The 15,206-nt window shown below is 59.6% G+C and carries 18 protein-coding genes and 1 pseudogene; 8 read left to right on the forward strand and 11 right to left on the reverse strand.

The window, feature by feature from the left end; all coding sequences use genetic code 11:
- Nucleotides 1-2: 2 nt before the first annotated feature.
- The 9 genes and pseudogenes from AC5I5B_RS11215 to AC5I5B_RS11255 all read right to left on the reverse strand — a co-directional run bounded on the left by AC5I5B_RS11215 (nt 3) and on the right by AC5I5B_RS11255 (nt 5,309).
- Nucleotides 3-563: a type II toxin-antitoxin system VapC family toxin gene (locus AC5I5B_RS11215; protein WP_495752649.1), complete on the reverse strand. Its 561-nt coding sequence runs from the start codon at nt 561-563 to the stop codon at nt 3-5.
- Nucleotides 553-861, reverse strand: coding sequence for a hypothetical protein (locus AC5I5B_RS11220; protein WP_495752650.1), 309 nt, complete (start codon nt 859-861; stop codon nt 553-555). The genes AC5I5B_RS11215 and AC5I5B_RS11220 overlap by 11 nt, the downstream gene beginning before the upstream one ends.
- A 163-nt stretch (nt 862-1,024) precedes the next feature.
- Entirely contained in the window at nt 1,025-1,645 is a 621-nt protein-coding gene (locus tag AC5I5B_RS11225) for a plasmid pRiA4b ORF-3 family protein (protein ID WP_495752651.1), read from the reverse strand.
- Nucleotides 1,646-1,730: 85 nt separating this feature from the next.
- A complete protein-coding gene (locus tag AC5I5B_RS11230; protein WP_112590951.1) occupies nt 1,731-2,444 on the reverse strand; it encodes an IS6 family transposase in 714 nt (237 codons plus the stop codon).
- A gap of 34 nt (nt 2,445-2,478) precedes the next feature.
- Nucleotides 2,479-2,664, reverse strand: coding sequence for a DUF1403 family protein (locus AC5I5B_RS11235; RefSeq protein WP_370643881.1), 186 nt, complete (start codon nt 2,662-2,664; stop codon nt 2,479-2,481).
- Nucleotides 2,665-3,231: 567 nt separating this feature from the next.
- Nucleotides 3,232-3,771, reverse strand: coding sequence for an N-acetyltransferase (locus AC5I5B_RS11240; protein WP_495752652.1), 540 nt, complete (start codon nt 3,769-3,771; stop codon nt 3,232-3,234).
- Complete coding sequence (locus tag AC5I5B_RS11245) at nt 3,768-4,046, reverse strand: type II toxin-antitoxin system TacA family antitoxin (RefSeq protein WP_495752653.1); 279 nt, start codon at nt 4,044-4,046, stop codon at nt 3,768-3,770. The genes AC5I5B_RS11240 and AC5I5B_RS11245 overlap by 4 nt, the downstream gene beginning before the upstream one ends.
- A gap of 589 nt (nt 4,047-4,635) precedes the next feature.
- On the reverse strand, nt 4,636-4,959 hold the full coding sequence (locus AC5I5B_RS11250; RefSeq protein ID WP_495752654.1) for a helix-turn-helix domain-containing protein: 324 nt from the start codon (nt 4,957-4,959) through the stop codon (nt 4,636-4,638).
- Nucleotides 4,949-5,309 (reverse strand): annotated as a pseudogene (locus tag AC5I5B_RS11255) (type II toxin-antitoxin system RelE/ParE family toxin). Before AC5I5B_RS11255 ends, AC5I5B_RS11250 begins: the two are co-directional and overlap by 11 nt.
- A 123-nt stretch (nt 5,310-5,432) precedes the next feature.
- Here AC5I5B_RS11255 and AC5I5B_RS11260 point away from each other — a divergent pair.
- Complete coding sequence (locus AC5I5B_RS11260; RefSeq protein WP_495752655.1) at nt 5,433-6,563, forward strand: tyrosine-type recombinase/integrase; 1,131 nt, start codon at nt 5,433-5,435, stop codon at nt 6,561-6,563.
- Nucleotides 6,564-6,857: 294 nt separating this feature from the next.
- On the opposite strand, the gene AC5I5B_RS11265 is transcribed toward AC5I5B_RS11260, so the two are convergent.
- A complete protein-coding gene (locus AC5I5B_RS11265) occupies nt 6,858-7,901 on the reverse strand; it encodes an IS110 family RNA-guided transposase (RefSeq protein WP_495752656.1) in 1,044 nt (347 codons plus the stop codon).
- Between the two features lie 195 nt (nt 7,902-8,096).
- Here AC5I5B_RS11265 and AC5I5B_RS11270 point away from each other — a divergent pair, with 195 nt between their 5' ends.
- The 5 genes from AC5I5B_RS11270 (at nt 8,097) to repC (ending at nt 13,306) form a co-directional block, all read left to right on the forward strand.
- Complete coding sequence (locus tag AC5I5B_RS11270) at nt 8,097-8,363, forward strand: type II toxin-antitoxin system prevent-host-death family antitoxin (RefSeq protein WP_495752657.1); 267 nt, start codon at nt 8,097-8,099, stop codon at nt 8,361-8,363.
- A complete protein-coding gene (locus AC5I5B_RS11275; protein WP_495752658.1) occupies nt 8,360-8,782 on the forward strand; it encodes a type II toxin-antitoxin system VapC family toxin in 423 nt (140 codons plus the stop codon). Before AC5I5B_RS11270 ends, AC5I5B_RS11275 begins: the two co-directional genes overlap by 4 nt.
- Nucleotides 8,783-9,773: 991 nt before the next feature.
- A complete protein-coding gene (gene repA / locus AC5I5B_RS11280; RefSeq protein ID WP_495752659.1) occupies nt 9,774-10,919 on the forward strand; it encodes a plasmid partitioning protein RepA in 1,146 nt (381 codons plus the stop codon).
- A gap of 3 nt (nt 10,920-10,922) precedes the next feature.
- Nucleotides 10,923-11,945: a plasmid partitioning protein RepB gene (gene repB / locus AC5I5B_RS11285; protein ID WP_495752660.1), complete on the forward strand. Its 1,023-nt coding sequence runs from the start codon at nt 10,923-10,925 to the stop codon at nt 11,943-11,945.
- A gap of 152 nt (nt 11,946-12,097) precedes the next feature.
- Nucleotides 12,098-13,306, forward strand: a complete 1,209-nt coding sequence (gene repC / locus AC5I5B_RS11290) for a plasmid replication protein RepC (RefSeq protein ID WP_495752661.1) — start codon at nt 12,098-12,100, stop codon at nt 13,304-13,306.
- Between the two features lie 63 nt (nt 13,307-13,369).
- Here repC and AC5I5B_RS11295 read toward each other — a convergent pair whose 3' ends face one another.
- Nucleotides 13,370-13,672 carry a DUF982 domain-containing protein gene (locus AC5I5B_RS11295; protein WP_495752662.1) on the reverse strand — a complete coding sequence of 101 codons (303 nt, stop codon included), beginning with the start codon at nt 13,670-13,672 and terminating at the stop codon, nt 13,370-13,372.
- A 670-nt stretch (nt 13,673-14,342) separates the two neighbouring features.
- Here AC5I5B_RS11295 and AC5I5B_RS11300 point away from each other — a divergent pair.
- Both AC5I5B_RS11300 and AC5I5B_RS11305 read left to right on the forward strand, forming a co-directional pair.
- Nucleotides 14,343-14,621, forward strand: a complete 279-nt coding sequence (locus tag AC5I5B_RS11300; protein ID WP_495752663.1) for a type II toxin-antitoxin system ParD family antitoxin — start codon at nt 14,343-14,345, stop codon at nt 14,619-14,621.
- 5 nt (nt 14,622-14,626) lie between these two features.
- Nucleotides 14,627-14,872 (forward strand): type II toxin-antitoxin system RelE/ParE family toxin, encoded by a 246-nt coding sequence (locus AC5I5B_RS11305; RefSeq protein WP_495752664.1) that lies wholly within the window; start codon nt 14,627-14,629, stop codon nt 14,870-14,872.
- Nucleotides 14,873-15,206: the final 334 nt, after the last annotated feature.

Genomic DNA, 15,206 nt, shown 5'->3' on the forward strand with positions numbered 1-15,206 from the left:
CTTCAAAGATGCACGAACTGTCCTCGCGGCGCGATTTGCTGGATGAGATCGAATTCGTCCCGATTGGCGGTGAGGACCGACAGGCCGGCCTTGGCGGCCGTAAGATAGATCAGCGCATCGTTGAGGCATTCCTTACGCTGGTGTTTCTGAAAATTCTGGGTGCGCGCCAGCATGCCGGCGATGACGCCGGCCTCGATCCAGAGCTGATGATCAGGTATCAGCAGCCGGCTGTCCGCGACGCTCGCGAACAGGGCGGCATAGTGATCGCGAATGGGACGCCATTCGGAACGCGACGGGTCGAGATTGGCGACGCCGGTGGCAAGTTCTGCCAGGCAGACCGAACAGTGGAACAGCAACGCGCGCTCCATCAGCAGCCGCGCCAGCTCGGGCAGGGTACCGGCAGCGGACATGGTGTAGACGTTGGTGTCCGGCACGAGCATGGGCCGGCCGGTCGGACCGATATCCGCGACGCCGACCAGTTTGTCTCGTGGCCTTGGCCGAAGCTGGGTTCGATGCTTGTAGGGTTTGTAACGCCGCAGGACGGTGCGGAGATCAGAACTCAAGCGTGTGACCCGCGCCGAGCTTGCCGTGCGTGCGCTTCAGGAAGGCCGCCACCGGATCGGGCTGGGCCAGCGTCGCGAGCGCCAGGATGCCGAGATCGGTCGGGGATTCGACGCCGCTTTCGCGCTTGGCCGCCTCGATCAGCGCCTTTGGCGCCCGAAACGAGACGTGCGCGGTTTTCTCGCCATCGAGGAGCCCGGCGCGCCGGGCATCTTCGAGGGCCGAGGCCAGTCCGGGAGTGCCGGCTTTGCGCGTTCCTGTGGGGACGCCGCTGGCCTTGATCGTGCTTGGGTTCGGCATGTCATGTTCCATCAACTCTTGTGTGCAAAATAGTACGACCTGTCACACAACGCAATCGCAAGCGTATCGAATGTCGGATGGGGTGGCGCGCGCGAAGCATGAGCGGCCAGGACGAACGCATGGATTACGCGGACCGCGGAAGTAAGATCTTTTTCTGCCGCGCTCAATGATTGGCGCGTTTGGGCTTAGGCTGATGAAGACGCCGTCGCACATTCGGCCGCAGGGCATTGCGGACATCCTTGTCTATGATCGACAGGTCGAACCATTCCGGGTCAAAGTGACCGCCGCACCAGCGCTTCGTTTCCGCATACTCCGGATCTTCATGGTCTGCGAGGATCGCCAAAAACCGCTCGTAACCCAGTGTTCCGCCAACATCCTCCGGTGGCCTGGCGCGGGCGCCATCGATACACATGCCATGCTTTGGAGTTGCATCGAGAACAAGGAATTTTTCGATCTCCACGACGTGGCGCCAATTGTCGCCGAAGTCGTAGGCATAGATGAATGCCGATCCCGGTCCGAAATCACGCATCCGGACCTCACGGAAATCGAAGATGCGGGGATCATCGTCGAACGAATCTTCCGTGAGAAGCGCGACATCGCCGAAGCGCAGACCACCAATCCGGAATTCGTGGAGGTGATAGTTCCACCAATTGAAGGCAGCCTGGATCGCCAGATGGAGCTGCTCGAGAGTCCAGTCCAATGGCAGGACAAGGCGACGCCAGATCTCAGGCTCGATCTCATCGAGCGTTATGCGAATCTGAACGGCGTTCGGGCGCTGAAACATGCCGCCAATGGAACGCTGTGAACTCTCCGCGTGGTGGCGTCGCCTTAACCGATTTTGAGACGCGATAGTTTCTTCCGCTAGAATTTCACGCGCCAATGGATGAAGCGATTTCGCGCCATGTCGAGATGACGTGAGCGCGAAGCTGGCGATGGTCTGCGGCGGTCAAGTATTTCCGGTGAAGAAGAAAGAGATTGGCAATCTGGCCGTGAGCTGAGACGAAACGCTGACATTGGCGCGCGGATTTGAAGCGCATCATGCGTCGCTCGCGTCGTCGCACGGGAAGGTGAGAATTCTCGGCCCGATTATTGAGCCCTTTGTGCGAGCGATGCTCGACGCCCGGCATCAACTGGGATTTTGCGGCGGAATAGGAACGCAGCTTGTCGGTCACCATCACACGCGGGGCGGTACCCTGGTCCTTGAGCAGCTTGCGCATCAAACGCATAGCGGCCGCCTTGTTCCTTCGGCTTTGCAGCAGGGCATCGAGGACGTAACCGTTGGTATCGACAGCGCGCCACAGCCAGTATTTCTTTCCCTTGATCGTCACCACCATCTCATCGAGGTGCCATTTGTCGGCAAAGTGGCCTCGTGAGCGGCGTCGGAGCTGATGGGCGAACTTCACGCCAAATTTCGCCGCCCATTCCGAGACGGTCTGAAATGAGACGCTGATGCCGCGCTCCGCCAACAGATCCTCAATATCACGGAAGCTGAGCGGGAACCGATAATAGAGCCAGACAGCATGAGCAATGATCTCAGCGGGAAACCGGTGGCGTTTGAAGTGGGCAAGCGAGGTCTCGGTCATCAAAGCCCGATAGCAAGTCGGTGCAAACAGCCCGTTAAGGCGACGCCACCCGCAGCGCCGTTTCGTCCTCGTTGCGGCCCATCAGTCGCACGGCCGTTGCGGCGCATTTCAGCGCCTGGCGCTGCCGCCAGCAGCCGGCCCAGTTCGGTTCGGAACGCACAAGATCATCAAGTGATTTCAGCGCGATACCGGCATGAAACGCCGCATCCGTCTCTGCCAAATCACGTCCGCGCGGAACAGACCAGGCGGGCAGCAGGGCCGGTGGCGCGGATCTCGGAAAGGCGGTGGCGAAAGACGAATCCATGTCCGCAAGACTACTGCATCGGTGCGGTTTAGGCCAGATTCTTCGCAGTTATCCGCACGGCTTGTCTTCATCACATAATGACTGATAATGTTGCCTTATCGGTCGTTTTTAAAAAGCCATGGAATCCCGTTCGCCGGGGCGTTTTTGGAGCGGATTTCTTGAGATTGCCGGCGCGGCGCCGATGTTGCGGGCCGTCCTCCGGCTCTACGGTGGTGGCCAACAACCATTTGACGTCCAATCGGGCGCCCGTCAGCGACTACAGGCCTTTGTATAGCACAATCCCGGGCCTTGCTCAAGATGCGCGCGGCCCGTCCTGCCCGCCGATCGTGCCGTGCCGCAAAATCGGCGATTTCGGCCATATAGGCCGTACAGAGGTTTTTCTCGCCCGCGTGACCGGCAACGCATCGCAAGCCCCGAAACCGCTCGTCTTCTGGGTGGCTCGAAAAAATCGCCCCGCGGCCATCCACGGCGGACGACAGTCGTTCAAAGATGGCCAGTAGCCCGCAAGTCCGCCGCGAATGTCGACAGATGAATGACCAGCCGTAAAGGCTGGCCTTCGGGCTGGCCCTGCAGGCGCTCGGCCCCAAACGACGCGTACCAGTCGGCCGCACGCTCGTTCTTGGCGTCGATGATCAAAAGGATGCCGCCACCCTCCGCCACCAGCCGCAGGCACCGCCTGGCTGCGGCAACCAGCAGTTGGCCACCCAGCCCCTGCCCCGCTACCGATCTGTCGGTGGCGATGCGCGCCAGCAGAAAGCCCGGAACGTCATGGCGCGCCAATCCCTTGATCATCCGCGCCGGGACGGCTGCGTGGGCCACTGCCGACGGCGCGATCGAATAGAATCCAAGGATCCGCTCTGGCCGGGCCGTTTCGATTGCGCAATAGGTCTTGGTGGCGTTCTGCTCATGGCTCTGGCGCGCATAACGGGCCAGAAACTGGTTCATGTCCGCGTCACCGCAATCGAAGCTGCTCCGATCGTGCTCCTTCGCGATCGGCTCCTCATGCCATGCCGGAAGACTCATCGGTCACGCGGCAATGCGGCGATCGCGGCCCGCAGTTTTTCGTTCGGCGGCGGGGGGTTGTCCAGAAGCTTCAGAATGTGCAGGAAATCCCGCTCCGAGACCACTATCCTCTCGGCGCTCTCGATCACCGCTTCGGCCTCGCGCAAGGCCGCACGGGTGACGAACTCCGTCAAATCCGCATGCACAAGCGCGGCCGCCCGCATCAGCGTGGCCTTCTGCTGCGCTGCCACCCGCAAGTTCATCCGTTCATTCGCTTCAACCGCTGCCCGAGGCATAAGAACCCCCTTTACTCTCTTGTCCCGATGTAGCTGAGCAGTGCCCGCGCGTCAAGCCGATGTGTCTTAAAGGCGTACAAACGACGGCTGTCAGAATGCTGCCAAACAGCCGCCGGACAGCCCGGAAGCCTCAACCAATCGCGCAACCGTCTCCATCGTGCCTCGGGAAAGGCGACCACGACAAGAAGCCGAACTCAGTATCGATGATCGAGCGCCGTCGTCCTTTCCGCCGGATCGGGATTGTGGCCGAGCAGCGAACTCGCGACAGGGGAAGCCCGATATCGACCGAGAAGTTCACAAAGACGTGCCGGTTTTATACCGAGCTGGCGGCATGCCAGGCCTATATCGGCGGGGGACATGCGATCCTTGGATGCCGGAGGCGAATGATGGCCTCGGACGCTACCGCGCCAGTCGGCATTGTCGGCCGCGAGCTTGTGCGGGGTTACGACCCATCACTGTCGCCATCGCCTTCGTCCACCAAATCAGGGGTAAGAATCCACCTAACCTGGACGAATCCACGGAATTAAGGTGAGCGGTGAATGTTACAAAATAAAGGCATACAGTCCACTCATCCAAGCAGAGTGACAGCCTATCTCAGGACGTCAAGGCCGTGCTTTTCGACTACGGTTAAAAGCTTCAACGCCATGCCGCTCGGCCGCTTGACGCCGCTTTCCCATTTCTGCACCGTCGATTCCGACGTGTTCAGATGGCGTGCGAACACCGGCTGGCTGACGTGATTGCGCTCGCGCAGCGCCTTGATCTTCCTGGCGTCGAACTCCACCGGCATCGACAGGCACCTTTCGTCAAAGGACCGCAGAGTCTGTTTGTTGACCGTGCCGGCACGCACCATGCCTTCCACCGCGCTATGGATTGCCTCGAAGGCGCTGCTCTTGAACTTCCGCTTAGTGGCCAATGGCTATCTCCGTCAAAGCTCCAGCAATCAATTCCGCGTCCAGATCCGTGGCGGATTTACGCCGATACAGCGCTGCCAGCTCGCGAAACGCACGCAATTCGTCGTCATCGATGTTCGCCCCTGTCCTGCTTGACGAACAGATAGACGTAGACCAAGAATTCACCGCCCTTGGCGAGCAGGATCGACCGAAGCCGATTGTCGCCGAGCCGCTTCTTGAAAACGCCTCCACCCAGATCGTCCGCCTTGCCTTGCACAGCCTCCCTGGCAGCACGTAGAAGCGCGGCATCCGAAAGCCGCGCCTTGCGCGCCGCACTGGCGCACCAGGCTGTTTTGAAGACTCGATCAGGCATGGCGAAAGATAGCACTCGGTGCTATCTTATTCAAGACGCGCCAGATCCCTGAGTTCGTGGACAAGCGCCTGCCGGACCAAATATGATTCTCAGGCATGAATCGTGCGAGCGGAAAGCCATGGCATGGATGAGACAGAGGAAGAGTTGCCCGACATCGTCGAGATGGTTCGCGCCATGGGCATGACCCCCACTGATGAGGCGTCTACCGGAAACGCGGGCGAAGCCCCCTCCCCTCTTCCGGCCGTCGCCAATCCCCGCCTGCCGGCGCATCTGGATGCGTTGGCCGATCGCGCCCGCGACTATGTCGAGGCGGCGAGCTCGGGCAATACGCGGCGCGCCTATGCCTCGGACTGGAAGCATTTTGCGAGCTGGTGCCGCCGGCAAGGTTTTTCGATCATGCCGCCCGATCCCCACGTGGTCGGGCTCTACATCACCGCGCTTGCGTCCGGCAGTGCAACAGGCTCAGCCTCGGGGGACAAAAAATCGGTGTCGACGATCGAGCGCAAGCTCTCCTCCCTGACCTGGAATTTTGCCCAGCGTGGCCAGCCGCTGGACAGGAAGGACCGTCATATCGCGACTGTCATGGCCGGCATCCGCAACAAACACGCCGCCCCGCCCCGCCAGAAAGAGGCGGTGCTGCCCGAGGACCTTATCGCCATGCTGGAAACGCTCGACCGCGGCGCCCTGCGCGGCCTGCGCGATCGCGCGATGCTCCTGCTCGGCTTTGCTGGCGGCCTGCGCCGCTCCGAGGTTGTGGGCCTCGATGTCGGCCGCGACCAGACCGAGGATTCCTCCGGCTGGATCGAGATCCTCGACAAGGGCATGCTGCTGCGCCTGCGCGGCAAAACCGGCTGGCGTGAGGTCGAGGTCGGGCGCGGCTCCTCCGATGCGACCTGCCCGGTGGTTGCGCTCGAGACCTGGCTCAAGCTCGCGCGCATCGCGCACGGTCCCCTGTTTCGGCGCGTCACCGGCCGGGGTAAGGCCGTCGGCGCCAATCGGCTCAACGACCAGGAGGTCGCCCGCCTAGTCAAGCGAACCGCGCTGGCGGCCGGTGTGCGCGGCGATCTGCCGGAGGGCGAACGCGGAATGATGTTCGCCGGCCATTCGCTCCGCGCCGGCTTGGCCTCCTCAGCCGAGGTCGACGAACGCTATGTGCAGAAACAGCTCGGGCACGCGAGCGCCGAGATGACCCGGGGATACCAGCGCCGGCGCGATCGGTTCCGAGTCAACCTCACCAAGGCGTCCGGGCTCTGAAATGCCCCCTCCCCTTCTCTATTTGGCTGGTTGAGGTCAAGCGATTTTCGATCTTGTTGTTGGCGGTTAGGTCAAGGGCCTTCGCAGGGTCTTGCTTCTCTCCGGGATGCGCCAGTCGGCGCTCCCACTATGGGGTCAGAAGAATGAAGCAGAACAATCTCCCACGCGTTCTGATCGGTCGATCCGATCGATACCAGGGGAGGGCCGAACTTGCTTCACTCATCGTCCTGCGAGGGACATTTGTCCGCGGACCGCGGAACTGGTTAATCTCAGTATTGATGGAAACGCGGCCGATCACGCGTGTGATGCGCCCGCAAGCTCCGCCCGTGTCCAGCAGAACTCTGTGCCGTTGCTCCACATGCGGTGCATGATCACAGCCAGCCTGCGCGCCAGTGCGGTGATCGCCTTGGCCCGCCCTCGCCGCCTGGCGACAGACATCGCCCAGGCTTTCAACCATGACCACTTCCTGACGACCGAGAGCAGGGTTTGCGCCGCTTCATGAAGCAGCATCCGCATCATGCCATCTCCGCAACAGGAGACTTTCCCCGCGCGCTTGCTCTCGCCGGACTCGTTCATCCTGGGTGTCAGACCCAATACCGCGCCGACGGTCTTTGAGTTCCTGAACCGCTGAGGAATGTCGATCGTGCTGGTGAAGGCAACCGATACAATGGGCCCTACTCCCGGGATCGTCATAAGCAGTCGACATGTCTTGTCATCGCGCGCGATGTCGACAACCTTCTTGTGCAATCGGGTGAATTCGTCACGCAGTTTCTGCCGTGCCGCCAATAACGGCTCCATGATTTCCCGGATGTCGGGCATGTCATCCACGAGCTCCCGGATGCGCTCCTCGAACTTCATGGCGCCTACAATCCCGACCTTCAGCCCGAAATTGCGCAGCAGGCCGCGCAGGTCGTTCTCAATCGCGATCGCCTTCTCCTGCAGCAGCTTGCGCGCCGTCAGCAAGGCCCGCCGTTTCTGGCTGGTCAGCGTCTTCACATGCACAGGCCGGAACAGGTTGACCCGCATCATCTGCGCGATGCCGCGCGCATCGTTGCGGTCGGTCTTGTTCGGCTGGGCTTTCAGGAATGCCTTGGTATGGCGCGTCTCGATGCAGATCACCGGCAGCCCGGCCCTGGCGAGGCCTTCGAACAGCCATTGCGACAGCGGCCCCGCTTCAAGCCCGATGCGCTCCAAATTCCAGGCAGGATCTCGTAGCACGGCCACCAGGTCGTCAGGATGGCTGACCACCTTGATCTCGCGGCAAATCCTGCCGGTTTCATCAATGATGCAAATCGACGTCTCTTTCACCGATACGTCGAGGCCGCTATAGTGTTTCATGCTGCGCTTCCCTTCCGATGCTTGTGGCTGTTGAAAAACATGACCACGTTCTATCATCGCTCGAAGCGCAGCACCCCTCTACAGCCCACCGGCGTGTGAAGATGAGGCTCAAGCCGAATACCCCATCTGCCCTGTTGCAGCCGTATGGGCAATCCCATATAGTCAGGATAGTCAAGGTGGTCACGGAGGCAAACAATGCTATCTGCACCCAAGAAAGATACTAGCTGGACCGTCGCCGGAGCCAAAGCCCGGCTGTCGGAAGTCATCGAGCGCGCACAGTCTGCACCTCAAACGATCACCCGGAACGGCAAGCCAAGCGTCGTCGTCGTCTCAGCCGAGGAATGGCATCGCAAGACGGTGCGCAAGGGCACGCTTGCGGAGTTCCTTATGGAATCACCGCTGAGCGGCGCCGATCTCGACCTCGAGCGCCAGCGAGACGAACCGCGTGATCTGCGGCTGTGAGGCTGTTGCTCGATACGAACGTCCTGTCTGAGGTGACGAAGCCAACCCCCGACCCAAACGTTCTGGAATGGCTAGACCAGCTCGATGAGGACCGTTCTTTCATCAGCGTTGTGTCGATTGCCGAGATCCGGCGCGGCGTCGCCCTCATGGACGAAGGCCGGAAACGCGGGACTCTGACCAAATGGCTGGCGCAGGATCTGCCGCAGCGTTTCCAGCAAAGGGTTCTCCATGTTGACGAGCCGATCGCTCTGGCCTGGGGTGATCTGATGGCCCTGGCCAAGCGTCGCGGTCGCGGTCTGTCATCCATGGATGGCTTGATCGCCGCGACAGCGATCGCGAAACAGCTCACCTTGGCCACCCGCAACACGAAGGATTTCGAAGGCTTCGGGATCGATCTTTACAATCCGTGGACATCCTAAAGAGCTCTGCGCTGTCGCTCTATTTTCCTGCCGCACATGCGCTGAACAGCCGGCTGCGGAGAGGACCGCGCGCGCAGGCACGGATGCCGCGATGGCAAGGGCGCCGTCGCCCGACTCTGAAGCTATCTATTGCGCTCTGGAATCAGGTGCAGTTTCTCAACGTGATCCGAATGCCTCTATGGACCCTCTGATCGGGTAAATTAGCTCGGCTTCATCGCCCTCGCAGCAGGCAAACGATGGAGACTCCTTGTCGACGACTGCCTATCTTCTGGTGGCCAATCGAGACAATCCCGAAACCTTCAAGAGCGCTTGAGGCAAACGAGTTGTTCTTCAACGCCAACTGCTCTCGTAGACCTCTCTTAGATCTAGGCAATCACGTTCACGACTAGTTTGGATTTCGCGAGCCGCTCACTTTGATACATATGGCGCGATAATCATGTCCAGCTGGAACCCGGAACGTGCAGATGTCGACCGACTGCGGAAGCCACGCTCTGCCCTCCGATTCACAGTCTGCTTCACGCGTTCGAACGATCGGCAATCTGCCAACGGAGGTTCTCAATGCAGGCTTGTCGGAGAGGAGATTCGTGACGTTGAAGATTCCAGTTGCCGCGAACATGCGGGGTAAGGCCTCCGATGCGTATGTCTACGCGTGGTGACCTGCCAGGTTGCACATGTACAACTTTCCGCCTGAAGTGGCGCGTGAGATGTAGGCTGTGCTGCTACACGCACATCAGAGGGGACAGGGAAAGAGCTTTAAACAGTCGCCCGGTCGAGTTGCACATGTACAACTCTGTCGCTTTTGGACAGCCGGGGTAGCGTTAACTTTTTGTTAGCTTTAAAAGATTTGCCACCGGCCTCCGAATCTGGCTTATATGATCAGCGCATTTTTGGCGTGGACGTCGAAATAAGCGCGGATATCAGGGGCAGAGTTTTGGTAAACGCACACCTTGACCAAACGCACGTCGTCGTTTCGAACCTTCGTAGCCAGATCATGGCTGACGCCAATGAGTTGTCTCGACAACTGCAGGCGCACCAGCAGCGGACTTTTCCGCCGACTTCCCAAAAGACGATACGCTTGTTCACCCCGGCCGAAGCTGCCGACTTCATTGGCATCCATGAAGGCTATCTCCGACAGATCGTCGCCGAAGGCCATGGTCCGGAGCCAATGCCAAACGGTCGACGTCTGTACTCCGTCGCCGATATCGAAAATCTGCGTTGCGTTCTCGACGAGGGTGGAAAGGGAGCGCCAAAGTATGTCCGGCATCGCCGACCGGGCGAGAAGCTCCAGATCGTCAGTGTGATGAATTTTAAGGGAGGGTCTGGAAAGACCACGACCTCCGCTCACCTTGCTCAGTATCTCGCGCTGCGAGGATATCGGGTGCTGGCAATCGACCTCGACCCACAGGCGTCACTGTCGGCCCTTTTCGGCCACCAGCCCGAACTGGATGTTGGAGACGGGGAAACAATCTACGGCGCGATCCGATATGACGAGAGCCGCCGTCACATCTCAGAAATCGTACGTGAGACTTATACGCCTGGCTTGCATTGCGTGCCGGGCAATCTGGAATTGATGGAATTCGAGCATACGACACCCAAGGCGTTGGCTGACCGCACCGAGAAGTCGATGTTCTTCTCCCGGATTGGGGAGAGTCTCGCCGATATCGAAAACGCATACGACGTCGTAATCATCGATTGCCCGCCCCAGCTTGGATTCTTGACGCTGTCGGCGCTCTGCGCGGCGACTGCGGTGTTGATCACCGTTCACCCGCAGATGCTGGATGTCATGTCAATGTCCCAGTTCCTGACCATGACGGGCGATTTGCTCGCGGTGGTCGAGAACGCGGGCGGCAGCACCGAGTACGACTGGCTGCGCTACCTCGTTACCCGCTACGAGCCAAATGATGGTCCGCAGAGCCAGATGGCAGGCTTTATGCGTTCCATTTTCGGTCAGCGGGTCCTCGAGCACTCGATGTTGAAATCCACCGCGATATCGGATGCCGGATTGACCAAACAGACGCTCTACGAAGTTGAGAAGTCTGCCTTCACACGCGGCACCTATGATCGCGCTCTCGAATCCTTGACACAGGTCAACGGCGAAATCGAAGACCTCATCCGCTCCAAGTGGGGGAGGAAATAACTTATGGCTCGAAAGAACGTTTTCGATCTCACACCGGAGCAGGAAACCACCAAAGCAGCTGCAGGGCTCGCGCAGCCGAAGCTGGGGCGTCCCTTGCTTGGTCTCGAGAGGCCAATCAGGCCTGCCAGTCCACTGGGCTCGATTTCTCAGTCGCTTGAAAACATCAATTCCCGCGCCCACAGAGCCGAGGAGATTGAGAAAAAGCTAGCAGAAGGTCAGACGATCGTCGAACTCGACGCCTCTTTGATCGACTCCTCGTTCGTCGTTGATCGCCTTAGTGTAGACGCCGAGGACACGGCGTCCCTAGTTGCCCAGATCAGGGAACACGGTCAGCAGGTGCCCATTTTGGTGCGTCCGCATCCGGAAAGTGAAGGCCGCTATCAGGTTGCATACGGCCATCGGCGATTGGCGGCCGCCAAGGAACTCGGAAGGAAGGTGAGGGCGGTTGTACGCGATCTCACTGACGAACTCCTCGTCGTCTCTCAAGGCCAGGAAAACAACGCTAGAACCGACCTCTCGTTTATTGAGAGGTCATTCTTTGCCTTGAGACTCGAGGAGCGCGGGTTCTCTCGTGAAATCATCATGGCGTCCCTTGGCGTGGACAAGGCCGCCCTGTCTCGCCAGATTGCGCTGACGAAGCGGTTGCCGCCGGAGCTGATCGCGGCCATCGGCGCTGCGCCGTCACTCGGACGCCTGCGCTGGGCTGAACTGGCCGACATGATCGAGGAGAATGGCAAACGGGCAAAAGCCCTGAAGCTTATTCAACAACCTGATTTCCTTGCACAGAAGAGCGATGACAGGTTCCAGGCCGTTTACGCTGAATTGAAGGTCAGGAATCCCGCCAACACGGCGGAAGCCACATCCTGGGCGCCTCCGGACAAATCAGTTGCCGTCGTCGCAAAATCACGCACGAAAGGCGTTTTGCTCGACATAACGAAGGCCGAAGCGAAGCCTTTCGCAGAGTGGATAACAGGCAATCTGGACAGCCTCTACGAGGCTTACAGGCAGTCGAAGCAGGAGACTTAAAACCGCAAAAGAAAAGGCCCCCGAACGTCACCGCGCGGAAGCCCTTCTCAGATCTAAGCACTCCGAGAATCGCAAATCCGCGAATCACTGTCAAGAGTCTTGGCGTCGTTTCGGCGAGCAGATTTCTTTTGCCTGATTGAAGGTGAAGGAAAATGGAGAAGGAAATTGCAACGACTCCCTTCGGGAGCCGACCGATGTCGCTTGCCCTTATGGCAGCGCAGATGGAAGCCAAGGAGATTCCGGAAGGCAAGGCCGTCGACAAATGGCAGGTCTATCGCGATCTCTGCGAGGGCAAGACCATTGTTGGCATTGGCGACCGAGCGCTGGCCGTACTGGCCGGTTTGCTATCATGCCATCCGGATGATGAGCTGTCGGAAGAAAACGGGCTGATCGTCTTCCCGTCGAACAGGTTGTTGTCGCTGCGCTCGCATGGCATGGCAAACGCAACGCTACGCCGGCACCTGGCTGCACTGCTCGAGTGCGGCATCATCTTTCGCAGGGACAGCCCCAACGGCAAGCGATATGCCCGCAAGGGCAGGGGAGGGGAGTTGGAGGAGGCCTTCGGCTTCTCCCTGGCGCCTTTACTGTCCCGCTCCGAGGAGTTCCACGCAGCGGCCGAGCGCGTCCGTGCGGATAGTCGTGCGCTGAAGCTGATGCGTGAGCGCATCACGTTGCAGCGCCGCGACATCGCCAAGCTTATCGAGGCCGCGATCGAGGAAGGTGCCCCAGGTGCCTGGCAGGCCCTTTGGAGGCGGTTCAGGGCCGTCGTGGATCAGCTTCCGCGGAAAGCAAGCATCAGCGAGCTGGAGCCGTTCGCGGCAGCACTCGACGCGATCCGGGATGAAGTCAACATCGCATTGAAAAGTCTCATGAATGACACGAATCCGAGCGCCAATGAGTCTCAAAATGAACCGCAGCAATCTGATTCAAATACCGACTCTCATTTTGAATTTGAACCCGCTTTCGAGAAAGCCGGGGGATCGGCCGAGCCCAGACGAGAACCGCAGGAGCCGCCAAAGACGTATCACCTTGGACTTGTGCTGAAAGCTTGCCCTGAAATTTCGGATTACGCCCCCGGCGGCATCGCCAACTGGCGCGATCTGATGGTGACCGCGGCGCAGGTGAGAGGTTATCTCGGTGTTTCGCCGTCGGCCTATGAGGACGCCTGTCACGTGATGGGGCAGGAAACGGCGGCGATCGTCATCGCCTGCATCCTGCAACGAGCTCAGCATATCAACTCGGCGGGTGGCTACCTGCGGGCGCTGACCGACAAGGCGAGAGCCGGGGAATTTTCGGTCGGCCCTATGCTTATGGCTGCGCTCAAAGCCAATGCTTCGCCGCCAGAGCGAAGGGCAGGGTAGGGTGCCGGCATGATCCCTGTGTTAGTCGACGAGACGATGCGCGGAACCGCGGAACCATCATGCTTACGCCAAAACACCTCCGGGGCCGGATTTTGGTCCGGTCATCCAGGCCGGAATCGGAGCGATGTCTTCCAGGATATTTGCGGCCCTTGCCCACTGGGCAAAGGCATCACGAGCTGCATCGAGTGGATGGCGGCCATCGTGAGCAGCGTGGCAGACCCGCTTCGTCGTCTGATAGAGGATATCCTGGAGTTCGAGCGGCCATTCATCGAGGAAATCCAACGCATCGGCAATGGAAGCGATCTCCGCAATCGTGAACTGACCATCCTTGACGAAGACGGGACTGCCGAAAAATTTATCGTTCATGACATCCTCCACACCTAATCGGCGTTGCCACCCGACCAGCCGAAACGCAGTCGACGCAAGCGAATGATATGCGCTCGGAAGGATGGGTCTTCAAGGGTCCGGAGCATCGCCGCGTAGGCGACAGGAAACCGGGGTGGATGATGATCAGTCGCTGACTAGGGAATGTGCTGTACAGAATCGCGCAATATGGCGGCGCCATTTCAGCGGTCAAATGAGAGCGCATAGAAGCAGCGGGTCATCTTGAGCCGCCGGAGATGTTGAAGACTGAGCAATGGCCGTTTCTTGACCCTGCCATTCTCGCCGATCCTCCGAGGGAGCTCCTTACCTACTTAATATTTCCCAAAGACGTAGGAGCACTGACTATGCTGCAGGCTTTTCGAAGACCATGGGCAAACCACATTTGATGCCATCTCGACGACCAGTTCTTCAATTGTCTTGTCGGAAAGGCGCGTCTGCATTGTTGAACGGCCCACCTGTGTTGCGCCAACAATGGTCCTCATCCAGCTATCGTCTGGGATGTCCCCACGTTGGCCTACGCAGCCTGGTAACGAAGGGCGCAAAGCTGAACCGCCAGATCCTGTGGGGCGTCGTCACGCTGACGCACTTTCCCGGCGAAGCATTATGTGATAGTGTTCAATCCTATTTAGCGCGATCCGAACGGGAGTGACCGATGCGCAGCACACAACAGCTCAGCGTCACGTTGCCGAATGAAATGGCGCAGATGGTCAAGACCAAGGTTTCATCGGGCGAGTATGCCAGTGAGAGCGAAGTTATCCGTGACGGCCTGCGCGCCTTGCAGGCGCGTGACAAGGCCCTCGATACCTGGCTGCGCACGGAGGTTGCCGCCGCCTATGACGAACTGAAAGCGGATCCATCGAAGGGACGGACGCCCGAACAGGTGTTGGCGTCATTGAAAGCCGAGACCGGGCGCCAGTCGAAATCCCGGTAGAGAGCATGTCGCATCGCGTCATCTTCTCGCCTAGGGCGGAGGCGCAGCTTGTGAAGCTGTATCGGGACATTGCCGAGAGATCGTCGCCGACGATCGGGGAGCGATACACGGCCGCCATAGTCAAATATTGCCGCACATTCTCGGCGTTCCCACTCGTGGCACACGGCGCGACGATATTCGAGCGGGTTTGCGGACGGTCGGATACCGCCGACAGGCAACGATTGCGTTTGCGATGTCAGACGACACGGTGAACATTCTTGGCGTCTATTATGGCGGCCGGGACTATGAGGCGGATTTGCGCGACGACGAGGAATAGCGATCCGCCGTGAGCCCGAATTGATCGACCTTTTTGCCATCTGCCGTTCCCCTATGTTAGGATTTTCGGGCGCCGATGGACGTGGGCCGAGCCGGTCCGCCTAATTGAAGGATCGAGCTCTTTACGCCTGCCGAATGCGATATGACCCGGATTAAACGGAAACGCTCCGGGCGATGGAGTCGATGAACGACGTCCCGGGCGGAACACCCATGCCCGTCAGCTGTGCTACCTTCCAGTTTGTCATAGAGACCGCGATAGGTCCGGCGGAT

This window comes from Agrobacterium sp. (genome assembly GCF_059499945.1).

What these genes read in the sequence shown, in the direction of transcription:
- AC5I5B_RS11295 (WP_495752662.1), bottom strand. Translation starts at nt 13,672, where the DNA reads ATGAACGATAAATTTTTCGGCAGTCCCGTCTTCGTCAAGGATGGTCAG.
- AC5I5B_RS11245 (WP_495752653.1), bottom strand. Translation starts at nt 4,046, where the DNA reads ATGCCTCGGGCAGCGGTTGAAGCGAATGAACGGATGAACTTGCGGGTG.
- AC5I5B_RS11260 (WP_495752655.1), top strand. Translation starts at nt 5,433, where the DNA reads ATGGATGAGACAGAGGAAGAGTTGCCCGACATCGTCGAGATGGTTCGC.
- repC (WP_495752661.1), top strand. Translation starts at nt 12,098, where the DNA reads ATGGAGAAGGAAATTGCAACGACTCCCTTCGGGAGCCGACCGATGTCG.
- AC5I5B_RS11220 (WP_495752650.1), bottom strand. Translation starts at nt 861, where the DNA reads ATGCCGAACCCAAGCACGATCAAGGCCAGCGGCGTCCCCACAGGAACG.
- AC5I5B_RS11305 (WP_495752664.1), top strand. Translation starts at nt 14,627, where the DNA reads ATGTCGCATCGCGTCATCTTCTCGCCTAGGGCGGAGGCGCAGCTTGTG.
- AC5I5B_RS11300 (WP_495752663.1), top strand. Translation starts at nt 14,343, where the DNA reads ATGCGCAGCACACAACAGCTCAGCGTCACGTTGCCGAATGAAATGGCG.
- AC5I5B_RS11225 (WP_495752651.1), bottom strand. Translation starts at nt 1,645, where the DNA reads ATGTTTCAGCGCCCGAACGCCGTTCAGATTCGCATAACGCTCGATGAG.
- AC5I5B_RS11240 (WP_495752652.1), bottom strand. Translation starts at nt 3,771, where the DNA reads ATGAGTCTTCCGGCATGGCATGAGGAGCCGATCGCGAAGGAGCACGAT.
- AC5I5B_RS11230 (WP_112590951.1), bottom strand. Translation starts at nt 2,444, where the DNA reads ATGACCGAGACCTCGCTTGCCCACTTCAAACGCCACCGGTTTCCCGCT.
- AC5I5B_RS11265 (WP_495752656.1), bottom strand. Translation starts at nt 7,901, where the DNA reads ATGAAACACTATAGCGGCCTCGACGTATCGGTGAAAGAGACGTCGATT.
- repA (WP_495752659.1), top strand. Translation starts at nt 9,774, where the DNA reads ATGGCTGACGCCAATGAGTTGTCTCGACAACTGCAGGCGCACCAGCAG.
- AC5I5B_RS11270 (WP_495752657.1), top strand. Translation starts at nt 8,097, where the DNA reads ATGCTATCTGCACCCAAGAAAGATACTAGCTGGACCGTCGCCGGAGCC.
- repB (WP_495752660.1), top strand. Translation starts at nt 10,923, where the DNA reads ATGGCTCGAAAGAACGTTTTCGATCTCACACCGGAGCAGGAAACCACC.